General features: G+C 32.1%; 22 protein-coding genes. 3 read left to right on the top strand and 19 right to left on the bottom strand.

What is annotated here, in order from left to right; genetic code table 11:
• Nucleotides 1-158: 158 nt before the first annotated feature.
• The 12 genes from AC1DVP_RS01525 to AC1DVP_RS01580 form a co-directional block, all read right to left on the bottom strand.
• Entirely contained in the window at nucleotides 159-620 is a 462-nt protein-coding gene (locus AC1DVP_RS01525) for an SMI1/KNR4 family protein (protein ID WP_477181793.1), read from the bottom strand.
• Between the two features lie 3 nt (nucleotides 621-623).
• Entirely contained in the window at nucleotides 624-3,077 is a 2,454-nt protein-coding gene (locus tag AC1DVP_RS01530) for a hypothetical protein (RefSeq protein ID WP_477181794.1), read from the bottom strand.
• Entirely contained in the window at nucleotides 3,046-3,960 is a 915-nt protein-coding gene (locus AC1DVP_RS01535; RefSeq protein WP_477181795.1) for a hypothetical protein, read from the bottom strand. The genes AC1DVP_RS01530 and AC1DVP_RS01535 overlap by 32 nt, the downstream gene beginning before the upstream one ends.
• Nucleotides 3,961-6,141: a hypothetical protein gene (locus AC1DVP_RS01540; RefSeq protein WP_477181796.1), complete on the bottom strand. Its 2,181-nt coding sequence runs from the start codon at nucleotides 6,139-6,141 to the stop codon at nucleotides 3,961-3,963. It lies immediately after the preceding gene.
• Nucleotides 6,142-6,185: 44 nt separating this feature from the next.
• The gene (locus AC1DVP_RS01545) at nucleotides 6,186-6,677 is read right to left on the bottom strand and encodes a hypothetical protein (RefSeq protein WP_477181797.1); all 492 of its coding nucleotides are present in this window, start codon (nucleotides 6,675-6,677) and stop codon (nucleotides 6,186-6,188) included.
• Nucleotides 6,678-6,902: 225 nt separating this feature from the next.
• Nucleotides 6,903-7,145, bottom strand: a complete 243-nt coding sequence (locus AC1DVP_RS01550; protein ID WP_477181798.1) for a hypothetical protein — start codon at nucleotides 7,143-7,145, stop codon at nucleotides 6,903-6,905.
• 547 nt (nucleotides 7,146-7,692) lie between these two features.
• The gene (locus AC1DVP_RS01555; protein ID WP_477181799.1) at nucleotides 7,693-8,151 is read right to left on the bottom strand and encodes a CHAP domain-containing protein; all 459 of its coding nucleotides are present in this window, start codon (nucleotides 8,149-8,151) and stop codon (nucleotides 7,693-7,695) included.
• Nucleotides 8,148-8,435, bottom strand: coding sequence for a hypothetical protein (locus AC1DVP_RS01560; RefSeq protein WP_477181800.1), 288 nt, complete (start codon nucleotides 8,433-8,435; stop codon nucleotides 8,148-8,150). The genes AC1DVP_RS01555 and AC1DVP_RS01560 overlap by 4 nt, the downstream gene beginning before the upstream one ends.
• 294 nt (nucleotides 8,436-8,729) lie before the next feature.
• The gene (locus tag AC1DVP_RS01565) at nucleotides 8,730-8,975 is read right to left on the bottom strand and encodes a hypothetical protein (RefSeq protein WP_477181801.1); all 246 of its coding nucleotides are present in this window, start codon (nucleotides 8,973-8,975) and stop codon (nucleotides 8,730-8,732) included.
• A 387-nt stretch (nucleotides 8,976-9,362) separates the two neighbouring features.
• Nucleotides 9,363-10,079, bottom strand: a complete 717-nt coding sequence (locus tag AC1DVP_RS01570) for a DUF3164 family protein (RefSeq protein WP_477181802.1) — start codon at nucleotides 10,077-10,079, stop codon at nucleotides 9,363-9,365.
• Between the two features lie 13 nt (nucleotides 10,080-10,092).
• Complete coding sequence (locus AC1DVP_RS01575; RefSeq protein ID WP_477181803.1) at nucleotides 10,093-10,377, bottom strand: hypothetical protein; 285 nt, start codon at nucleotides 10,375-10,377, stop codon at nucleotides 10,093-10,095.
• On the bottom strand, nucleotides 10,370-10,507 hold the full coding sequence (locus AC1DVP_RS01580) for a hypothetical protein (protein WP_477181804.1): 138 nt from the start codon (nucleotides 10,505-10,507) through the stop codon (nucleotides 10,370-10,372). The genes AC1DVP_RS01575 and AC1DVP_RS01580 overlap by 8 nt, the downstream gene beginning before the upstream one ends.
• A 295-nt stretch (nucleotides 10,508-10,802) precedes the next feature.
• Here AC1DVP_RS01580 and AC1DVP_RS01585 point away from each other — a divergent pair, with 295 nt between their 5' ends.
• The 3 genes from AC1DVP_RS01585 to AC1DVP_RS01595 all read left to right on the top strand — a co-directional run bounded on the left by AC1DVP_RS01585 (nucleotide 10,803) and on the right by AC1DVP_RS01595 (nucleotide 13,282).
• Nucleotides 10,803-11,483, top strand: coding sequence for a S24 family peptidase (locus AC1DVP_RS01585; protein WP_477181805.1), 681 nt, complete (start codon nucleotides 10,803-10,805; stop codon nucleotides 11,481-11,483).
• Nucleotides 11,484-11,879: 396 nt separating this feature from the next.
• A complete protein-coding gene (locus AC1DVP_RS01590) occupies nucleotides 11,880-12,632 on the top strand; it encodes an SDR family oxidoreductase (protein ID WP_477181806.1) in 753 nt (250 codons plus the stop codon).
• Between the two features lie 68 nt (nucleotides 12,633-12,700).
• Entirely contained in the window at nucleotides 12,701-13,282 is a 582-nt protein-coding gene (locus AC1DVP_RS01595) for a TetR/AcrR family transcriptional regulator (protein WP_477181807.1), read from the top strand.
• Between the two features lie 367 nt (nucleotides 13,283-13,649).
• Here AC1DVP_RS01595 and AC1DVP_RS01600 read toward each other — a convergent pair whose 3' ends face one another.
• The 7 genes from AC1DVP_RS01600 to AC1DVP_RS01630 all read right to left on the bottom strand — a co-directional run bounded on the left by AC1DVP_RS01600 (nucleotide 13,650) and on the right by AC1DVP_RS01630 (nucleotide 22,823).
• The gene (locus tag AC1DVP_RS01600) at nucleotides 13,650-14,015 is read right to left on the bottom strand and encodes a DUF1972 domain-containing protein (RefSeq protein ID WP_477181808.1); all 366 of its coding nucleotides are present in this window, start codon (nucleotides 14,013-14,015) and stop codon (nucleotides 13,650-13,652) included.
• 119 nt (nucleotides 14,016-14,134) lie between these two features.
• A complete protein-coding gene (locus tag AC1DVP_RS01605; RefSeq protein WP_477181809.1) occupies nucleotides 14,135-15,205 on the bottom strand; it encodes a glycosyltransferase family 4 protein in 1,071 nt (356 codons plus the stop codon).
• A 945-nt stretch (nucleotides 15,206-16,150) separates the two neighbouring features.
• Nucleotides 16,151-16,585: a response regulator gene (locus AC1DVP_RS01610; RefSeq protein WP_477181810.1), complete on the bottom strand. Its 435-nt coding sequence runs from the start codon at nucleotides 16,583-16,585 to the stop codon at nucleotides 16,151-16,153.
• Nucleotides 16,586-16,729: 144 nt separating this feature from the next.
• Nucleotides 16,730-19,774: a PAS domain S-box protein gene (locus tag AC1DVP_RS01615; RefSeq protein WP_477181811.1), complete on the bottom strand. Its 3,045-nt coding sequence runs from the start codon at nucleotides 19,772-19,774 to the stop codon at nucleotides 16,730-16,732.
• A 2-nt stretch (nucleotides 19,775-19,776) separates the two neighbouring features.
• The gene (locus AC1DVP_RS01620) at nucleotides 19,777-20,919 is read right to left on the bottom strand and encodes an FIST signal transduction protein (protein ID WP_477181812.1); all 1,143 of its coding nucleotides are present in this window, start codon (nucleotides 20,917-20,919) and stop codon (nucleotides 19,777-19,779) included.
• On the bottom strand, nucleotides 20,916-22,274 hold the full coding sequence (locus AC1DVP_RS01625; protein WP_477181813.1) for a sigma-54-dependent transcriptional regulator: 1,359 nt from the start codon (nucleotides 22,272-22,274) through the stop codon (nucleotides 20,916-20,918). Before AC1DVP_RS01625 ends, AC1DVP_RS01620 begins: the two co-directional genes overlap by 4 nt.
• A 93-nt stretch (nucleotides 22,275-22,367) precedes the next feature.
• Nucleotides 22,368-22,823 (bottom strand): transposase, encoded by a 456-nt coding sequence (locus AC1DVP_RS01630; RefSeq protein ID WP_477181866.1) that lies wholly within the window; start codon nucleotides 22,821-22,823, stop codon nucleotides 22,368-22,370.
• Nucleotides 22,824-23,287 lie beyond the last annotated feature (464 nt).

Consider the following 23,287-nt stretch of genomic DNA (forward strand, 5'->3'; position numbering starts at 1 on the left):
ACTGAAAATGTAGTTTTAAAAACAGCTCAAAGAATTTGGTCTTTGAGCTGTTTTTTTTTAGGGTGTATTGTTTTGCGTTCACGAATATGAAGTTCTTACCAACTAAGAATTTTACTGAAGTTAATTTCTTTAATAAGGCAACTTATTTCATTTGAATTTCAAAAAGGATTTAAACCTTCTTTAATTCTTAATATCCTTTTTTCTGACAAACTCTTAATTGTATTAGTTGTTTTTCTTATCCAATCATTACCTGTTCTAAATGGATGAGCCTCATAAATGGCTGGGTTATCACCTTCATCTAAATAAATAAACATAAAATCATTATATAAATCAAAAGCATAAAATGGTCTATCAATAACTCTATTGGTTTCTTGCAAATCTTCGCGAACCCATTCTTGCACTTCTTGTTGTGTATCATGTATATTGTAGTCAAAAACATGACAATATTCTCCTGCTAATGATAGCAATTCTTTTAAAACTTTTGGGAATGTATTACCATTGTTGTATAATTGCTCTAACTGAGCAATTTGCTCTTCGGAAATTCCACGAATTGAAAAATTTCTGGTTTTCCCATAATAAATTGGATTATCTCTTAACTGTATTAAATATTGAATATTCATTTTTTATGGATATAAAGTTTCTACTAATGTTGAATAATTTTTTGCGTCTTGATTAGCTATAAAAGTTATTTCTAAAATTTTATCATTATCTTTTGCTAATTTTTTTAAATATAATAAATAGCCTTGACAACTACTACAAGTGTAAAGAGTACTTTCCATTTCAATAGTAAATTTATTACCTTTATTCCAATGATTTTCTAAGAAGTTAAATATAAATTTAACTTCGGTATCACCAAATCTTTCTACATCATCAATATCGAAAGCTTTTCTTGAAATAAAATCATCAAATTTACTATAACTTGACGGCTCAATAAATCCATTTGGTAAATTAGTTCCAAAAATTGATTCAACCATTTCTTTATTACCAGAAATATAATTCTCAAAAATCTCATTACCAGGAATATTGTTTTGATAAGGCTTAATTTTAATTAATAACTTATTTCGACCTATAAATTTCTTTTTAGCTCTGCTACTTAACCCTTGAAAAAATGCAAATTCATCTGCATTACCTTCAAATAGAGATCTTAACCTATTAATATCTATATTAATATTAATAATTTCGGTTCTGAAACTATTAATTAACTGCTTTAAAATATATTTATTTTTAATTCTTAAAAAATCAATAGTTATTTCTGATAAATCTGAATCAATTATTTTTAAAACATCATTAGTATCTAAAAAATCTAAATGCCCTCTTTTAATGCTTGTTTGTAACTCTAATAATAATTCCATTTTATTAGGTTGCTGAACAAGTTTATTAAATCTTACATTATTTAACTGACTTATAGAACCAAAATCATCTAAAAACTTCAATCTTTTATTATATTCCAATGTTTCAAGTATTACTTTTAATTCTTCAACATCATAATATCTGATTAAAGCATCAGTTCTCTTTTGTACACAAATATAATCGGTAAACTTTGCTTCTACTAAACCTCTTTCAGTTAATTTCTGCCAATTGAGCATGTAACTGCCATCGAGGACATTACTCGCGTTTTTTCCGCTGTTTAATAATTTCCAAAACTCTGGATCATCAATCTGTTGAAAATCCTTCCAGAAAGCTAGTTTTTGTGCATCAGTAAAATAAGTGTTAAATTTTGAAATAATTGTATTGGTTGCTCCACCTAGATCTAAAGTATTCAGTCTATTGCCAAATAATGTTAACGTTACGGTTTTATCTCCTTTTAATGTAGTTAATAAATTTATTGCATCCTGACTAAGACCATGAGCTACACCCGATGGTAATATGTCAATTAAATCCAAAACCTTTTGTGCTTCTCGAACTGCATGTGCCCTTGCAGCTGCTGATATTCCTGCACCTAAAAAGATTAGAGGTATTAATACTTTTCGATATCCTTCAAATATTTTCTTTTTGGCTTCATTATTTTCGGTAGTTATTAAATAAGTATTAATTTGTTCTAAAGAACCTGCTGTAAGTGTAAAAACCTCACCACCAACCTCTAATCCTCTCCATATTTCAATAGCTTGAGTGGCTTCAATTCCTCCTGTTAATGCCTTGCCAATTTGGGTAGTATATTTTAAATATTCTAAATCCCGTAAAACACTGGCACCTCCAGAAAAATATGCTAGTAACACATTTGCAGTTAAATCAATTGCTAAAGAAACGCCAGCGTCAAAATCTGCTAGACGGTCAAATTCTTCAATAAAATGGAACAGAAAAGCTGGAACCGTTGCACTTTTTGGAATACTTAAGTCAAGATTAGCTTCAAAACCTGAAAATGACACTTGCTGGTATAAATGAAAAGCCCCGAAGAAAACCGGTTTATCGTCATGAGTATTTCTAATATCAACTTCATGTTCATCTCTAATTAACTTATCAATTTTAATCTTTTTATCTTCAATAGAGGATTGAAAAGACAAAAGACTTATTTTATGATTTGAAACATTATAAGAAGAATTGAAATCTAAAAAATTCTTTTTATTGAATTCATTTGGATGAATATAGAAATAGTTTCCAGGATCAACGCCTTTAAAATTGGGAAAAGGATCAGGGACTACAACCCCTGGACGTATATAATTTAAATTATATTTAGATACTTTCCAAAGTTCAAATAGTGCAAAAGCAAAATATTTTTTATTCGTTTGTTCATCAACAAACCAATTCACAAAAGTGTATCTTTCAAGTCTTGCATCAGTTAGAGACTCATATATTGTTTCGAAATTAGTTTGCTCTCCATTTTCTTTTTCAAGTAAAAAATCTAAAAAATCATTAGCGTGAGCTGCTGTTATTGACAATACCAATCTTACTAAAAAGCGTTGATCATCTTGGTCTAGTTTTTTTATTAATAAGCTCTTTATAGCATTTATAATATAAGTATAAGGCAAAATTCCTAATGCTGAGGGAGGTAATATCTCCAATAAAAATTGCATTTTTTTATCTCCAGCACGAAACGCAAGGTTTTTTTCAATGTCTATTATAAAAATTAACCAAACCATTATAATAAAGATAATAATCATAATAGGTAGAAAGAGAAGAAAATACAGCATCAAAATTTTCTCTAAGTGGAAAAACTGTAGCATCTCGTGGATCATAATAATAGCCCCAGTTCTTTTTTATCTCAAAGAGCAGTTTTTCAAGATCGGTAAAACCATTAGTAGTATCGTTATAATCAATAATTCCGTCTGCTACTTTCATTTCTTTATCAAAAAAATGTGTATTAGTCGCAATTATAGGAATGATATCCTTATTAATTTTCCTGATTGTAAAAATAATCAAAGACATTACCTTTTTAATATTGCTTTTATGTATATCACTTATTGTCCAAGTGTTTACAAAATCTCCAAAATTCTTTTTATAAAATTTCCCTCCTGGAGTATCTGATTGATTATTAAGTGTAATCACTCCATTAATTCCATCAGTATTAATTTTACTATCAACAAGTTTTAAATCTTCAAAGATTGGTTTTAAATAATTCTTAACCCCTTTTTTATCTGATGTACTCTGTAAATTAAAAGTATAGTTTTTGTAATTATAGAAATAATCGAAGGGAGCTTGTAAGTCAACCGTACTTACCGTTATTTCTTCGCCTTCAGTTGCTAAAATATTTTTGAAATTATATTTGACAAGTAGGTTTATAGTAGGAACTGACTCGGTGTTTTGAACGTATTTTGAAAATATAGCTTCATTGTAATAACCGGATAAATTGTTTTTTTTCCTATCTTCTGCTTTAAATTCTGAATGTTGACGATATCTATAAATTACTGGAGTTGTTCCTGGAAATGTAAATCCAACCAAAAAACCATCAACATCAAAAATTGGGTCGTCAAATAGATGTATTCTAACTGGAGTACCATCTCTTAAAATTGCAATAGTTGTCATCTATAAAACTGTATTAATGTTAAAAAAAGTTGTATTAAAATTTAAATCTGGCATGTACTCACTATACCCTTTGCTAAAATGATATTTCCTGTCGAGCGAATACACAAAAACATCGGTTTCTGGTTTAAAAAGTTCTTTTTCTCCATTTGTGTTTTCAGCCACGATTCCCACTTTGTATTTTTGGTATTTTATGTTTTCGGGTGAGATCAGTTCGTTGCCGTCTTCAAACAAGTCAATCAGAAACAGGCGCGGGTTTTTTAAACCATCTATAATTTTTGCCTTTATACTATCGTTTTCAGCTTTGGTCAAACCTAAAATGATTTTGTTAGGCGTACTGCCGTCAAGTGTTTTGAGCTCTAATCCTGTAATGGTTTGTGTACTGTCTGTAAACAGTTTTAAATTGTAATAGTAGGGATCTGGCAATTCGTAAGTTTTGCTTTTAGTCACCGCACCGCTGGCAGAGGCACTGGTTTTAGTATCGGGTGTGGTGCTTCCGGTTGCTGAGACAGCATTGTTCATGACATCGCCGGCTTCGGTAAGGTAGGTCACGCGGGCTACCGTTGGTGTAGCCTCGATTCCTGTTTCAATCACATCGTTTACGGTGAGGGTCTGTACTGCTGTGATTCCCTGCTGTTTCTTGTCGTAATACTGATTTATGAGATTGAGTTTTTCAGCAGTCATTTTGGAGAAATCGCTGTTGTCATTCAGTTTTAGCAGGGGTTCAGCGTCTATTAAACTAAATACATCATCAAAAAAGTTGGGCTGCCCATTTATGATAACCGTGTCTCCATTTGTGTCAAGTGCAGTTCCCGCTTTGTATTCATAGACTACGCCTTGATAGAGTAATATGTTAAGATTTGCTATGTTTTTGCCATCTGTTGCTGCGGGAGTTGTAAGCTGTACTGTCGAGGTAAGCCGGCTGTAGTTACCATCGGCATCGGCAGGCAATCGTAAACCGTCAGCATTAAAGAAATTGTCTTTCTGGGCGTTGCCAATATTGGCTATCTGTCCGTATAAAGCGGTATTGTTATTATTGTCGGTTACCAGCTGCAGGTATAAGCTGTTATTTGCAGGATGGGTGGCTTGTTCTTGGGTATTAATCATAACTGGCCAGTCATTAGTTCCATATTGCCCTTCGGTCATTGTGACAGCGTGCGTGTCTGGATCTGCCAGTAAACCTGTTTTGATATTAGCAGTTCCTGTTCCCTTGATTATTTTATAGTCACCGTAAAAATCATAACTGCGGGTACGGTCTCCTTGTATGTAGATATACCAATTGTTTTTTGTCGCAAAATTGTTGATGACCTCATTGTATATTTCTACACCTTTTTTATCGGTTTTAGTGCCAGCAGCATCTACAGTTACTTTGCCATCTGAGGTATATAAGCCATAAAAAGCGGCAATATCAATGAATTGCGTACTTTGTTCGCGTTGTAATTTTTGCTCGATATCACTGCCGTTAAGAATAATTTTAGCTTCCGCTTGACGGGCATACGCTAGATCGAAAATAAATTCGCTGTTGTTAAAATTGTGTTTGTAATCGCCGTAATTCAGTACTACGTCAATACCGCATTCGCCAGAGGCAAAATATCCCAGAGATTTGCCGATATCAATTAACGGCAGTTCGAAATCGTCTTTTTCGTCGAAGACAGCACCTGCTTCTACAAATTCAGATTCTTTAAAAAAGAAACTGGATAATTGTGTGCTATCTGTAGCTGTAGGATCATAACCAATATATTTAGCTATAAAAACAGGTTTTGGCTCTATCGGATTCCCTGCTGCATCTTTATGCTCGTTTTGAAATGCATCAAAATCGTCATTTATCTTATTGATAAAATCAGAGGTTACGGAACCGTTTTTTGGAATGATTTTAGGGACAGTATCAGTTGTAAAAAAGTCACTTCTTCGTAGACCTCTGTAGATGAAATATTTTACATTCAATCCAAGAAAAGGCTGCTTGTACGGCCTAAGTATAAGATTGACTTTGGTTGTACTTCCTGTTTGCGGCTGTATTAAAACAACTCCTTTACAGATAGAAAAGGCTTTTTTGGTAACATCGATACCCAAAGTAAATGATGAAGTCAGCCTGAATTCATCAGGGGAAACTGGTCCAAATGCTTGTTCTCCATTCTGCACAGGAAATCCTCCTGACTCTATAAAAAAATGAGACTGTGTAGACATATAAATAGTTTTATGAAATTATTTTAAAAAATGAGTTCTTATTTTTAAAAGGGCCTGTAGAATTTAGATACCAGTTTGATTATATAATAGACCAGTACGATTAGAAAAATCCTGCCCAGCCAGATTTGTACTTTTTGCCAAAAGGTCAGCACGTTAGTGTATTTCGTAATGTGGATGGTTTTAAATTCCACTTCTTTTACCTGCTTGGATTTCCAGAAAGCGTAGAGTTCCTGTTTTTTGAGTTCACAATCAATAATTAGTTTATTGTTATCAAGTCGAACCTTTGGGCTTTTTAATGTACGCCCTGGTTCGGCCTGAGTAATATTTTTAAGTATAACTTTTCCGTTTTGGCATTCTAACAATGCTTTGTAGGAGCTGCTGTCTTTCTCGATTTTAAAAACAGTATCATGCAGTGTTTCTGTAATGGTAATGGTCTTTGTTTTTTCTTCGCTTAGAACCGGTTTCGGGCTGCTGCACGAAACCAGAACTAAGACTGAAAAAAACAAAAAAACAATTCGGTTTAGATTTTTATTCATCTGTGTATTTGGATTTAAAAAATTATAATTGAGGTTTGGAATTTTAGGAGTTTTAACCTTTTGTTATGGCAAATATTAGCCGAAAACCGGCGTTAAAAAAACAGATGCACGGTGTTTGGACTCATGTGTTCTAAAACTGTACAGCGTTGTAAAGCAAGTAGGCACCAGCTCTTTTTTGGAGGTTATAATTAGTGGTTGTGCCATTAAATAGGGAAGGCTTTTTAATTAAATTTTTGCCTGCCTGCTGATGGCTTCTTCAACTTTTTTAAGTTCAGCTGTTACAGGAGTACACAAAATTTCGTAAAGAGTAGTACGCGAAATAGGATAAACAGGACATATGTATTTTCGCCAGACTACCGTAGTCGGCATGTCTTCTGTCTTGTGTTTGTAATAAAGTTCTTTGATGAGTTTGTAACGCAGCAATTTATTTCTCTGCGTGCCCAAGCCTCTGTTTGTTGATATTGGCATATACGATAGAGTAGAATTTATAGTTTTGGGGATAGGAGCATGTCTGTTTTAGGGAGCTGCAGACAAAATTGGATTTGATAAGTGTAATTTGTCTAAAAGAAATGCTGTATCTGCTGTTAAGGTGCTTTATGTTGGTTTTTGTTCCTGAGGCAACTGTTGTTACAATACCTTCAGGAACAATAAACCATAATAGTTTTACCGCATTTTTAATGGAAAAAATCCATAGTGTTCTTCCATATTGGATTAGCGGTAATTTCAGGCTGGCATTTCCTTATTTTTTTGTCAGATGATTACAGGAGTGGAATTAGTGATAGGAAACACTATTGTTAAACCTCCATATAAAAGGATTTCATATTTAGGTGCCGGGAAGTGCAGTAAGGACCAAGGATGAGGTTTACAATATAATTGTCACTCCTGTTTGCGGCCGCAATAAATCATCTCTCTGAGATTTTAAGCTGGATGTTTTTAAGTATTCGGATTTTCAAAAAGCATAAAGTCTTTGTTTTTTAATCTTTATATAAACCACTTTTCTTTATTATTGATTCCATTAGGGCTGTAATCTGAGAAAACCTTTTATGGTTTTAATTTCTCTTTTTCTTCTGCAGACCTTGTAGCCCTCACGGCTTCCGCTGTCGTTAGTATTTCCTTCAATAGTGTGAATAATATCGCCGGTAATTTTTTCAACAATACCAGTGTGTCCCAGCCCTTTTCCCAGATCCAGAATAAAAATGTCGCCTGTTTTTGGAATGGTTTGTGCTAAAAGCGGTCTTGAATTGTACTGATCTAATACTCCTCCAGTTTTCTTTAAGGGGTTTTTAATAGCTGTTTGTCTGGAAGCATTCTGAGTGCACCAGTAAATAAAGGCCATGCACCATGAATATCCTTTTCCGAGCCCTACACTTTTTAAATAAATTTCTACTTCAGGACCTGAATTGGTATATCTTGGAATTTCTTCTACGCCAATTTGTGCGATGGCAATTTCTAATGTTTTTTGAGCTAGTGTCATTGTTGTTTTCCGTTTAATTGTTTGAATTTTTGTAACTCATCAACTAGCTGCTGGTTGACTACCATTAATTCTCTGTGCTGTATTTCCATGTTTTTTATTGTTTCTGTTGCAGCTGTTAATCTGGCAGTAATATCATCAAGTAAATCACGATAATATTTTACTGCATTAACCGCATTATCGAGTTCGGCTGCTCTGTCTTGTGCTAATGATTTTCTCATAGAGAACAGCCAAGTAATAAAAGAGGCAAAAAATGCGGTGAGAGTCGGGTAAAGAAATTGTTCCATTTAATGTTTGTTATAAGAATTCGATATGTTTATATTATTGTAGGGCAAATGATGGTATTTTAAGTTTTATTTCTCGTTTTTATTTAAGCTGTTATTCTCTTTTGACACTGCAAATATTAGACGAAAAAAAGCCTTAAAAAAACGAATGCAAGGAGTGCGGACATTTGTATTCTAAGGCTTTACAGTGTTGTACAGATAACGAATGCAAAACAGTTTATGGCATAGTAAAGCCTCATCCTAAATCATTCAGGATGTTGTTTTGAAGGCTGAAAAGTTCGTTTGATTTTACAGTGATTAAGAAGACTTTTTTGGGTCACTCAGAAGTTCTTCAATTCTTTTTAATTCTGAAGTGATGGGTGTGCAGAGAATTTCATACAGAGTTGTTCGTGATATTGGATAAACAGGGCAGATATATTTGCGCCACACTATCGTAGTAGGAATATCTTCGGTTTTGTGTTTTTGATACAATTCTTTGATCAGTTTGTAGCGTAGTAATTTGTTTTTTTGAATTCCGAGGCTTCTGTTTGCAGTTATAGGCATAGTGATAGAGTATTATGAGTGAAAGGAAAATGAAGAAGAGTTTAAAATGAAAATGAAGAAGTATTTATTTTGTACAGCATGCGGTATTTTCAGGAAGTAAAAAGAATGATTTGAAGTGCAGCGCTTTTTTCATATTGATTTGCTGAATGATGCTTTTTTATTTGATAATTATTTTGTAAATCCTGTCACTGAGACTATTATTAAATTGTAAGTTTCTTTATTTCATAGCTTTATGAATCTGTATTGATTTTATTTTTACGCTCATTGCAGTATTGTTTAAAGATTGTTTTAACTCTAAAACAAAACCATTCTCGGAATAGTAATATTGGCTTTAAGTTGGTTGCAATGAGTAAAATGGCTAAAAGTACTGATGTGTTAATATCGTTGTTAGGCTGCATTGATGTGTTCGTTTTGCTGGTTAAAGAAATTAAAAGCGTATCCGTGTAAAAAATCTACTGATGACATAGACAGCGGAATACTGGTTCTAATGCCATTTTCATCAATTGTGCTTGCCTCTATAAACCAGCTTGAACGCACAGGTTTAAAGGAGGAAGCTATAATTTCAACTCCATCGGTAAATTCTTCATTATTGAATTCTTTAGTCAATTTTTGAAGTTCCAAAACTCTGGAACCTTTTAAATTACCCTTGGCATCTTTTTTTAAAAGGTTAAAAACAATTTTTACCAGTGATGCGGTTTCTTTACTTGTAGAAAGTGATGAAATGAAATTCTGCACTTTCTCAATACCAATTGTAACTGTATCATCCCAGCCTTCGTTGATGCGGTACCCAATAGTGATTTCTTCCTTATCGTTAGAGAAAGTATGCGACATTTGTTTTTCTTTAAAACCATAAACCTGATTTTTTAAATCCAGAATAGTTTCAAACAGCTGAAATGTTTCTGTTTTTACATTTCTCATCATTTCAGAAGTTTTGTGTAATCTGGAAAGAGCTTTCGGAATCGTTTCGGCTACCAGTTTTTTGTAAGCATCTCTTTCTTCATTTTTTTTGTTCTCGATTCTGTTTAAAGCTTCTTTTAATTGTTGTGCAGAGAATTGAGATAAGTCCATCGATTGGCCGATTGTGTTTGATAATGAATTGTTCATAATTAATGGTTTTTTAGTTTTGTAATAAAATTTCTGTTTCGTTTTTAAATGGATCATCATAATAAGGTTTGAAATTATGCTGTACTGCAAGTTTCGAAACCTCTTTTAATTTGTTCTCGATACTTTTAGGAACTGGACGGGGAGAAGCCGTTTCATCATCCAGAATATGCATCCATTGAAAACGTTCCTGATTAATGCAGATTCTTTCTCCGGCAGTAAAAGTCTTTGTACGTTCTGAGCAGTATTGAAGTGCCAGATATAATAAAGCGATGCGTTCTTCGATTTGTTTTTTACTCATGATTTTTTTCTAAAATGGTTCTTAATTTTTTGATGTCAGCTTCGAATAAATTTCTTTCCAGACTATTTGGGTTTTCAATCAGCCAGTTTTCTAACTTCTGGATTTTTTCTTTGATTTCAATTGTTTGCATTTTATAATGATTAAAGTTATTGGCGAATTTGATGTTAAAACTTCTATTTTGATTCACTACGGCTAACTCGTAGTTTTATTCCTGCGTTGTGTTTTTTGATTGTGTTTGGTTTTTTACTCTTAAAAAGTTTGCTTTGTGTTGTTAGTCAGTTATTTGATTTGATTTTCTTTCGGGTAAATATTTTAGCATGCTGTTAATTGTATTTGTTTTTGATAGTTATTTTTCTTTACTTTGCAAATATAATGTAAAATAATACATGAAAACAAATATTTAACGTAAAAAAATACATCTTTTTATGGGCTCAACAGAAAGAATGAGAGAATACCTTGATTATAAAGGGATAACGAAATATAAGTTCTGTAATGACATGGGATTTTCTAATAAGTTTTTAGATAACAGCAGTAATATGGGGACGGACAAGGCGTGTAAAATATTACATCAATATCCGGAGATAAACTCAGAGTGGCTGTTAACCGGCAATGGATCAATGATTAAAGAAAATACTAATATTATAGTAATGAATAACGACAGAAAAACGATTGACTCAGTTCATATGAATCAGGAGATACCATTGTATGATTTGGAAGCTGTAGCGGGATTACGAGAGCTGTTTAGCAGCGGTAAACCTCAAAGAGTGCTGGATACTATAAAAATTCCGAATCTGCCAAAATGTGACGGAGCAATTTCTGTAACAGGAGATAGTATGTATCCATTGTTAAAGTCCGGAGATATAATTCTGTATAAAGAAACCGAATTTGAGAATATCTTTTTTGGAGAAATGTATCTTTTGAGTGTTAAGTTAAATGATTGGGAGGAATATATCACAGTAAAATATGTTCAGAAATCAGAACTGGGACAGGACTTTGTAAAATTAGTAAGTCAGAATTCCCACCATCAGCCTAAAGATATACATGTTTCAAAAATATCTGCATTGGCGCTTATAAAGGCAAGCATTCGTATTAATACTATGATGTAGGTGTATTTTAGTTGAAGTGACTTTAGTTTATATCAGCGTATCAGTGGCTTGATGTAAAATAAGCTGGATTCCAAATAGAAATGCACAACTTTAAATAAAAAGCTAAATCTTTCGATTTAGCTTTTTTTATGCCCCATAAATACAAAATTGTTTGATTAATATTTCAAAAGACTCACAATGCAGCTGAATTAATTCAATCGATTACTGCTCTTGAAAAGATTCTACTTTAGATTCTTTATAATACGAATTGAGTTTGTAATGAAAAAAAATTAGATCAGTTTGAAACCTATTGATTTTTAAGAATGTGTAATTAACATAAATTTAACAGTATAAATAACGGAACGATCGTTCCGTTATTGTAACTTTGCCCCATAAAACATTTAAAAAATTATAATCATGAAAAAATTAGTTAACAAAACAGCTCTAGTAACAGGAGGAAACAGTGGAATTGGATATGCTGCAGCAGCAGAATTAGTTGCTCAGGGAGCCAAAGTAATTATCACAGGCAGAAATAAAGAAGCACTGCTAAAAGCTGAAAATGAATTGAACGTAACAGGAATTGCTGCCGATCAGGCTGACTTGAAATCAATCGATAATCTGGTAAGTGAAGTAAAATCTAAATTTGGTAAGTTGGATATTCTTTTTCTGAATGCAGGAACAGCTTCATTCGCTCCAGTAGAATCTGCATCCGAGGAACATTATGACAGCATTATGAATGTGAATGTAAAAGGAGTATATTTTACCGTGCAAAAATTACTTCCGATTTTAAATGATGGTGCGTCAATAATTTTTAATACTTCGATTAATGCCAATGTCGGTATGCTAAATTCTAGTGTTTATGCTGCCAGCAAAGGGGCTGTTTTATCTTTCAACAGAGTATTTGCCGCCGAACTTGCACCTAGAAATATTAGAGTAAATGCTGTTTCTCCTGGCCCGGTTGCAACACCGCTTTATGGAAAATTGGGATTGAGCAAAGAAGAAGTTGAAGGTTTCGGTTCAGTTTTGGGTGATAAAATTCTTTTAAAACGTTTTGGTCAGCCTTCAGAAATTGCCAAAGCAGTGAGTTTTTTGGCTTCGGATGATTCTTCTTTTATTACAGGAACCGAAATTGTTGTTGATGGCGGACTTACTGTAAATGCAGTCGTTTAATTTTTTGCTTTAATTTAGGAATGAGCGTTCCGGTTTGGTATCTTTGTAAATCTCTAATAATTATGTTTATGGCAAGATTAAAAGTTTTTAACGAAGAAGATGCTTTGGATAAAGCAATAGAGATTTTTTGGAGTAAAGGATACAACGGAACATCTGCTCAGGATTTAGTAACTTATTTAGGTCTGAGCAGATCCAGTCTTTATGATACATTTGGGGATAAGCATTCCTTATTTATTAAAGCTTTACAGCGTTATCAAAAAAAATCATATGACGATGTAAGCAGTGTTTTGCAGAAATCTGAAAACATCAAAGAGACCATTAAGGAAATTTTTGCGCAGGCAATCATTGAAAGCTTTGAAGATAAAATTACAAAAGGCTGTTTTATGGTCAATAGCACTGTTGAATTGGCACTGCATGATACTGAAATAGGAAAAGTAGTTAATGACAACAGACAAAAGATGGAAGAAGTTTTTTTTCTCGCGATAAAAAGAGGGCAGGAATTAAATCAAATTTCACGATCATCAGATCCAAGATTATTAGCCCGTTTTATATTTAATAATTATTCGGGGATAAGAGTTTTGGCCCGTTCTGCCGGAACTCCAAAACAGGTCTTTGATGATGTGCTGAAGGTTTTGTTGTCCTTACTGTAGTCTAAAAATTGGTATAAAATACAGATAATCAGGTGACTTTATTTTTGGAACGAGCTACTGTTTAAATTTTTGCTTTAATAGTTTGACCAAGAAAATTCAAAAAGAAGCCGAAGGGTGGTAAAGCCTTCGGCGGATCTTAACATTTAGGATTTGTTTTTTGGAATTATTTCTGTTCAGTTTTTTTAAAAGTCTTTTTCCGTTCTTGGAGTTTTTTCACCATCAATAAAAATCAAAAAATAAAAATGGCAGTTACCAATAAGTCATATTGTTTTGCAATCATTTTCCAAGTATATCTTCGATTGGGAACGGCCTTCATTTTATTTTTTAAAGTGTTCTGCTGTTTTCCTGAAAACGTATTTAAGTTGGATTAATTTTTTGGAGGTTGAAAAGTATACCATTCGACGCCATCAATAGATATAATGATTTTTTTGTTGGAAAATAGTCGGACAAAAGGCAATATCCAAGCCCATGCCACCCCCAAAATGAGCAATGTATCCGAAGTAAATACGGCAGGAAGAATTGAAATCGTATCGTAAGGAATGCTTTGTATCCCATTTGCTTCTAATGGTATGAATTTCAACTTAGCTTCTTTATATTTTTTTTGAGAGCAATAAACCGTGAAATCATATTTATTAGATAATTGGGTCACTAAGTGATCTGCGAGGGTTTCAAAACAACGGTATTTTGCTGGTAATCCTACTGTGCCAATGATGGCTATCTTATCTTTTTTCATTTTAGTTTTATTTGATATCTATAGTTCAATAATCATGCTGTTTTCTGTAAACCCAATAAAATTAGGAGTTTGTCTAATTGGCATGCTTATACAATTTCCATATTTTGGAATAAGATGAATTAATTGGAAAGAATTCGGATTGACTCATTTTCAAAATAGTCTTCACAAAAATACTTGCTGTAAGCTAATGCATTTTCATTGACTTGAGAATATAAAGTAGAATTTAGCAACTGCACATTTAGTCTTTTTGAAATGAGAGCTATATTCTTACTGTCTATTAGGTAACCATTTTTACCTTCTTCAACGAGTTCGATAACACCTCCTATCGGCGGAACAATCTTAGGTAATCCATACGTCATTGCTTCAAGAATGGTTAGTCCAAAAGTTTCTGCCCATAAATTCGTATCGGACAGATTAAAAACCACAGTCGCTTCCTTATAAAAGGGATGGGTGTCTTTTTGAGTAGGATATATGATTAAATTACTCGGGATACTTTCTTTTTCAAAATAAGCGTTAATTTCATTTTGGGAGGCATTTACAACTAATTTAAAAGTAAATCTTGAATTTATTTGCGCTAATTTTAGAAATTCATTTACGCCTTTGTGGGCTTTTAATGAACAAATCATTAACACTATTTTGGATTGTTTTTCAGGATTAAAATTCAAACGGGACTGTTTTATAAAGCTACTTTCGAGGACATTATGGATTATATTTTTTTTCACATTAAAAGGTTCTTGATTTACTGAAAAATTTGAAACATAAACTACTTCTGAAGCTGTTATTTTTACAATTCTAAAAAGGAATAGTTTTAATTTTTTTGATTTCATTGTAGTTTCATGAATGTGATACATAACTTTGCAGCCTCTTATTTTACCTGCAATTGCAGCACCAAAAGGGAGAACAGTGTTAATATAGACAATGTCTTTTTTTTGTAATTTTATTAGTAATTGTACAGCCAGTAAAAATTGGCTCGTTATTAAAAACAAAAGCGTTAAATAAGGATTTTTTGCTAAACGATACCAGTAGAAATGGTTTTTTACTTGATCAGCATTAGATAAAAATTCTTCTTTCCCGCTACAAGTATACAGATGCGTTTCTATACTTTTTTTTGACCAGCCTTTTAGTAATTGCATTAATACTTTTGGGCTTCCGCTATAATCGTTCAATAAATGGATGGCTATGATTCTCATGACTATAATTGATTATAAATGGTTTTTAAATGTTCCCCTCGATTATTCCAAGTAAATCGTTCTTTGTGTTTTTTTCGGACATTGCTACACTCATTTGATGTAATAGATCTTGATTCGAATATAATTTTTGAATTACTTTTTTTAAAACGATGACGGTTTCCAGATAACCTGATTTAGGAATTGCAAATCCGCAGTTACTGTCAATGTATTGTCCAGGCTCTTCGTTGTCTAGACAAATTATTGGTAATCCAAAAACAATGCTTCGATGGCAACCATTCCAGCTCCTTTATGGGATAGGAATAGAAAAACAGCCGATTTTTAATATAATTTCATTAATTCAGATCAGTCAATCCATTCAATAATTTCCACATAGGCTTGAATGTTGTTTTGAATTATAATTTTTTTTCAGATATCGTAAGTGAATTAATAAATGCAGATAAGGAGTGTAGTGCTAAATCAAATCCTTTTAAGGTCACAAAACGACCAACGCTTATAATATGGAAGTTTTCCTTTTTTGGAATAGCATCGATATAAAAATCTTCTGAAGCTACTGATGGAAAACAGAAAAATTTTCATTTTAAAACACTTGGAACACCTTTATTCATACACCAAATATGATTGGTCTTTTCAATAGTTTTATTTAAGCTGGGAGACCATTCACAAAAGAATTTTTTCACTAATCAGGTTAAACTGTTTTTTAATTTAGATGCAACAGAAGCGAATTTCAAATATTGTTCAGAAATAATAGGATGATGGCTCATTGATCCCCAAACCATTAGTTTCCCTAATTTATATTAATAGGCTGAATCGTATTCAAAAGCAGATTGATCAATTGCAGGTTTCTTGTTAACTAATAAGTTTTTTTGTTTTATGAGATGTAAAAATTAGACATAGCAACACTATTTTTATAAAAGTTTTAATTGGTGGTGATATTTGAAAAGAATTCTAGAAAATGAACAAAAATCGCTTTATGATAGTAGGATTCGATTTTTTAAGCTCTTCTTTTACCTTAATGATTTTAGTGATAATCAAATTCATTCTTTCACTAACAATACTATCTTTTATGATATAATCAAAAGCACCATATCTTAAAGCATCAACGACTGTTTTGATGTTTTCCTGACCAGAAATCATGACAACATAGATATTAGGATTTTGCCTTTTTATTTTTTTCAATACTTCAAAACCAGTAATATCTTCCATATTATGATCTAAGAAAATAATATCTGGGTTTTGATCAAGATTGTTTAAGCAATCATTTCCATTATTGTAATAAGTAATATCAGTATAGTTTAAGTTCAATAAGTATTGCTCGTACATATTGGCACAAAATATATCGTCATCTACGATAAAGAATTTGAATTGGCTTGAATTTTCCATGACATAGTATTGTTTTGATAACAGCTATGCCAATATCAAGCCAAAAACCCTAACGCCATTAAAACAAAAGGGTTAGGGTTTTTGAGTTATGTTTTTTTTTCCAAATTCCGGAAAATAATTCCAATAATGATAAAAAAATAAGGGTTATTTGTTTAGTTCATTTTCCCGAAGGAGGGTAATAACTTGCAGTAATGTAGGTTTTATAATTGAAAAAAGGGAGGTAATTTGTTCTTTGTCAGTAGTTTCTTTAGCTATTTTTTCAAGTAATTTGATCTCTTCCAAGATGGATGTAATACCTAAACTTTCTACGCTTGGTCTTATTTTATGAATCAATCTACTTACTTCGGGAAAATCATCAACCGTTAATGCGTTTGTGATATTTTCGATTTCGCTTATTGTTTGCTTTATAAATAGACGAACCATTTTCATTACAAATTCCGAATTCCCTCTGCTTAAATTATTTAAAGAGTTAAGATTATACAGTTTTTCATTGTTCAAAGATTCATTTTCATTAAGATTTACAATTTGTTTATGTACAGTATATTTTGCAATGGTATTTAAAAGAATGGTTTCATCAAAAGGTTTTGTAACATAATCATTCATTCCTGCATTTTTGCATTTTTCAATTTCTGCTTTAAAAGCATTTGCAGTAAGTGCAATAATAGGAGTCGTTAGTTTAAAATCGCTTCTAATGATTTTGGTAGTTTCATAGCCATCCATTTCAGGCATTTGAAGATCCATTAAGATAATATCAAAATTTTGTTTTTTTAATATGGTAATTGCTTCCATTCCATTCTCAGCTTCAGTGACGGTGCAATCATAATATTGAAGTGTATTTTGTGCTACCATTCGATTCATTTCATTGTCTTCAACTAATAAAATGGAAAGCCCGTTAAGGTCTGCCTTTTTCTCCTGCTGTTTTAAATTTGAGATGTTTTCAGGATTTCCTTTTATAAAGTTGATATAAATGCGAATAGTAGTTCCTTCATTTTTTTTGCTTTCAATAGCTATTTTGGCATCCATCAATTGGATAAGTTCATAGGTTATGGCCATACCTAAACCCGTTCCTCCAAATTTTCTAGTAATGGTTTTGTCTTCTTGCGAAAATTTTCTAAAAATATTTTTGATAAAACTATCGTCCATGCCTATTCCTGTGTCGGAGATGGATAGGCATAATTCCTGAAAGGTGTTATTATCTTTAATGACGTCACATCCAACAGATATTTTGCCTTTTGAAGTAAATTTCAAAGCATTTCCGATCAGGTTGTAAAGTATTTGTTCCAATCGTAAGGTATCTCCTTTCAATACCGTATTTACTTGATCAGATATTTTAAAATTGAGTTTTAGCCCTTTCTCTAGAGCTTTTGGTTTGAGAATCTGAATTACATTTTTGATTGAATTTTTTAAAATGAAATCTTCTTTTTCAAGTACCATTTCGCCAGCTTCAATTTTAGAAATATCTAATATGTTATTGATTATGGAAAGCAAATGCTTGGATGCAATAGAGCTGTTTTCGATATATTTTTTCTGAAGTTCTGTAAGTTCCTGCTTTTCTAATTCCCGTAAAAAACCAATAATAGCATTAAGAGGTGTGCGTATTTCATGACTCATATTTGCTAGAAACGTTTCTTTGGCTTTGGATGCTTCCTGAGCTTTTATTTTTTCAGATTCAAGATCAATTTCTAATTGCTTTTGTTCCGTTACATCCAAGTGGATTCCCACTGAACCAATAAGGTTTCCATTGTCATCATAATTGGGTCCGCCGCTAATTGTCCACCATTTTAGTTCTCCTCTTTTGTTTTTAATAGGAACTTGATATAAATCAGATATGCCTTGTTCGCGTAAAATAATTTTCGAGGATATTTTTTCTTTATTTTCTCCAAAAATAAAAACGTCTGTTGGTTTTTTACCCAAAAGTTCACTCACTTCATATCCAGACATGGCTGCAAAACTCTGATTGACGAATTGTATAATCTCATTGTTATCTACTTCTATTAAACCTAAATTCATATTAGCGATAATGTTTCGATACTTTTCTTCTTGAAATTTTAAGTTAGATTCAGCTTTTTTTCTTTCTGAAATATCTTGAATAAAGGAGCAAAAAAAAGTTTCTCCATTCTGAGTAATTGGAATAATAGAGACTTCAGTGGGGAATATAATTCCTTTTTTATTAATCGCATCCAGTTCTATTTGTTTGTTTAAAAAATGATCTTCACCATTGGTGAGATATTGCTTAATACCATTGTCATAATTTTCTTTATTATAGCGAGGGACTATGTACTTTGTAAATACTTTTCCCAATATTTCTTCTTTTTTCCATCCAAAAATAGTCTCAGCCTGTTGGTTCCAAAATGTAATTTTACCTATGTCATCTACTGTAATTATAGCATTTAGGGAAGCATTCATAATCTGTCGGCTTCGTTCTTCGCTTTGTTCAAGAAGTTTCTGACTTAGTATTCGATCAGTAACATCTGTATATTTCCATAATTGGCCTTTGTGTGCTTTGTCTATAAAAATTGGAATAAAATCGCGTTCTAAGTATCGATTGTCAATGGTTTCTATTAACTCTCTAGTAACGATTTTTTTATTTTTTAAAAGTTCCTTAACTCTTAAAACAAAGGCTTCTGGTTTTTTGTATAAGAATTTATTTTCTTCAAATAGTGTCGAAAAATTGATTCCCTCTGTTTCTTCGGGAGTCACAGCTTTTTTCTTTTGATCCCAAAAAAGTTGATTTGAAAATAAAATGTTTTGATTTTCATCTTCTACCAAAATTCCGGATTGAAGATTTTCAAATAATGTTTTTAGTAATTCTACTGTTCTGGACAGACTATCTTCGATGGCTTTTTTAGTTTCAATCTGCTTATTCAAATACTTAGAAATAAACAGTAAATCATCAACATCGTCATCTGGGTTTATCTCTGCATAATTTTCATCTAAAGTTTCCAGACTATCATATAAATTAGAAATGGATTCTTGTTTTAAAGCATATTCCTTTTTTAAATTTAGATTGATTTCATGATATTCTTTCTCACTTTCCTGAAAAGAATGATCCATCAATTCTTTATCTCTTTCAAAAGCTATGTAGGAATCGTTTATAGACTGGATAAATAATTGTATTGAAGGGGCATCAGCCAATTCAAGCGGTAGATGTCTTTTAATTTGTTTTTGCAAATGTTTGTGATAATCCATATTTAATCTCTTTCGTTTAAACAAGTAATAGTCATCGTTTGATTGTGCAATTCGCAATTTGCCATGGGGTTTAGAGGAGAAATTTCGCCATAAGAGTAGAAACCGGTGAGCATTGTCTGTTCTCCAAATATTTCTGAAACGGCTTCTATTTCTTCTTCAGTTCTATTGCCTAGAATGAGTTTTCTTCCCACGCAACTAATTAAAATGGCTAATTTTGGATTGGTATTATTCATTTTTAAACAGGTAGTAGCGGCATCGCTCGCGGCGTCAATCAATCGATCAAAATTAGCTTTCATAAAGCGCACTTTGCTTCCTGTTGGTATATCACCTGCAAAAGTCATGGATTGATTTTTCTCGTCTATTGATAAAATTGTTCGTACTATTGGATCTTCGCTTTCGTCTAATTTTATGGATAAAGGAAATAATAACGCTGACCCCGGGAGTTCATCCGCATATTTACCCAAGTATGTTTTGTATAAATCAAGTGCATTTTTGCCATCGATTTCAAATAATACATTTTCGGTTGCTTTGGTAACAATTCTTTCTAATCCAAAACTTTCCCAACCGCCAATGGAACCATGCGATACTTCTAATTGTTTTCCATAAAAGCCTACTGCAATAATCTTCCCTGTTTCGGGAATTTTATTTAACCCGACATAAGTTTTTTCAAATTTGGCTCCATCGCCAGCCAACCCTCCAGTAATTAATACGGACTCTTTTTTGACGTGATTCATCCCTTTTACCAGTTCGCTGCCATTTACTTTCCCACCATCAGAAAGGACAAATACTAATTTTAAATCGTCCTGTGGGAATGTATTAATTAATGAGATTCCTGCTTCAAAACTGGAGGAGTAGTCATCAATATCAACTTCCGATGTTTTTAATGCAGTTTTCGAAAAGGACATAGCTACTATTGAAATCGTATTATCAATAACCTGCTGGTCATAAATTTCTCCAGAGGAGGAACATAAAAGTATTTCTGAATTTGGAAATTTATTTTTTATAAATTCAAATGAGATCGGACTCGATATTAAATCTCGTGATCCAAATCCAAGCACTAATTGTGCTTGATCAAAATTTAAAACCTCTTTATTCTCTCCTTCAATAAGAGAATTCTCTTTGTATAAAGCTGTAGTTACTTTCATAATTTTATTTTTTTACTTTCCAATGACTGAATTAAATTGTAAATGGTTGATTTACCAATGTTAAGTTTTTTGGCCGTTTTTAATACATCGTTATTATTCTTATTGAGGTAATGTAAAATAATTTCAGTGTTATATTCTTTTAGTGTTTTCTCTTCCGAAAGAAAAAAATTGGTGTCATGAATGCTGTTAAATGAAAAATCATCGGCAGAGATTTCATTTGCTTCACACATCACGCATGCCAAATCTATAGCCGACTTCAATTCTCGAATGTTTCCAGGGAAAGGATATTTCAATAATTTATCTTTAGCTTCTTTTGATAAGATAATAGGTTTCATTTTATTATCTTTTACAAAGAGATCAATGAAATGTTTTGTCAGTAATAAAATGTCATTTCCTCTTTCTCTTAAAGGAGGCAGCTCAATAGGTAATCCAATAATTCTATAATATAAATCTTCTCTAAATTTTCCATTTTTAACCTCTTGAGCTAAATCTTTGTGAGTAGCAATGATCAGCCTAGCGTTGAATTTTATTTTTGTCGAACCGCCTAAACGTATAACTTCTCTTTCTTGTAAAACACGAAGTAATTTACTTTGAAGATTTAAATCCAATTCGGCTATTTCGTCTAAGAAAATAGTTCCGCCGTCTGCCTGTTCAAATTTACCGATGCTTTTATTATCAGCACCCGTAAAAGCTCCTTTTTCATGTCCAAAGAACTCACTTTCCATTAGCTCTTTTGGAATCGCGGCCATATTTACCGCTATGAAGGGTTTGTTTTTTAAATCGGAATTATAATGGATCGCTTTGGCAACGACCTCTTTGCCAGTTCCAGTTTCTCCAGTTATGGAAACATTTATATTAGTATTGATCGATTTGTTTATTTTATTGAAAACACTCTTAATAGCATCACTTTGGCCAATAATTGTTTTTTCAAAACTAAACTTCTGTTCTAATTTTTCCTTAAGTTCTTCTACTTCATGAACTAAACTTAAATTTTCTCTTATTTTAATAATGGAGTTCCACAGTAGGTCTTTGGTGTGGTTATTTTTTACAATATAATCTTTGACACCCGATTTTAAGAATTCGACAGCTACTTCAATATCCTCCTGTCCACTGATGATGATTGTAGGAATCGAATTATTGGTTTCTTTTATCTTTTTTAAAAGTAAATCCCCCTTAATATCAGGTAGATTAAAGTCTAAACAAAGGATGTCAGGTTTGAGATATAAATGGCTTAAACACTCTTTTCCCGAAGAATAAAGATGGACTTCAAAATCTGGATTTAACGTTAAATGGTATTTTATGGTTTCACCAAAAAAAACATCATCTTCAATTAGAAATATTTTTATTAGCCTCATAGCATTTCTTCGTTTACTTTTGTCTAATAAAGATATAAAAAAAAGTAAAGGTTTTCTTTTTTTTTTTATCAGAAATACTACTCTTTCAGTGACTTATGCCAAGTGTGTTTGTTTTATAGATCCAATTCGATCTAAAAATACATAGGCACAACCACGGATATTCATTACCTCTTTTTTAACTGCACTAGTAATGAAATCTTCTACGTCTTCCAAATGAATTATAAAATTTATTAGAAAACTCTCGTTTGTATTTTGCTCATATTTTTCGGCGGGATTTAGTTCTGGGCTATATGTTGGCAGAAAAACCAAAACAATATTTTCTGGAAGGCTTAATTTTTTAGCCTTATGGAATCGGCCATTATCCAATACCATTATTTTGAGTTTTTTTGAGTTTTCTTTTGAGAAATTATTTAGAAAAAATTGAAAATTATCAATGTTGCAATGTGGTAATATTAATTGAAAATGATCGCCAGTTATGGGCGAAAAAAAAACAGAAAGCCAAGTTAATTTAAATACTTGTTGGAAAGCGCAAATTGTTTTAACCCTAATTGCTGTAACTTATTTTCCATTTCGAGTAAACAAGCCAAAACGTGATTCATTTTGAAAATATAAGTTTACAGAACTAAAACTGCCTACTGCATTTAGTGCTATTTCTTGGCAGATTCATTTCAATTAAGAAACAATATTTTGTTTGATTTTGTGGTAATATTTTAAATAACACATTAAATTTTATTACCATTTGGTAAAGGCTTGAATTTTCATCTTCTTTAAAATTTGCTGCAGGTTCTTATGTTAAAAAGAAGTTGCTTTGAGATAATTTTTTTTAACTGAACTGAAATTATCTTCATAAATCTGATAGCCCTTAAACTGTCATTAAACCCTCTTTTTTATAAAAAAGGCATTGTTTCTATCTGCTCAGAACATTTTTTATTCTTTATGTAACGTAGTGTAAAGTATCTGTAACGTAGAGATAGCTGATATCTGTTTTTAACAAATACTTTTGAATCCTGTAA

The sequence above is a fragment of the Flavobacterium sp. P3_A6 genome (assembly GCF_056403035.1).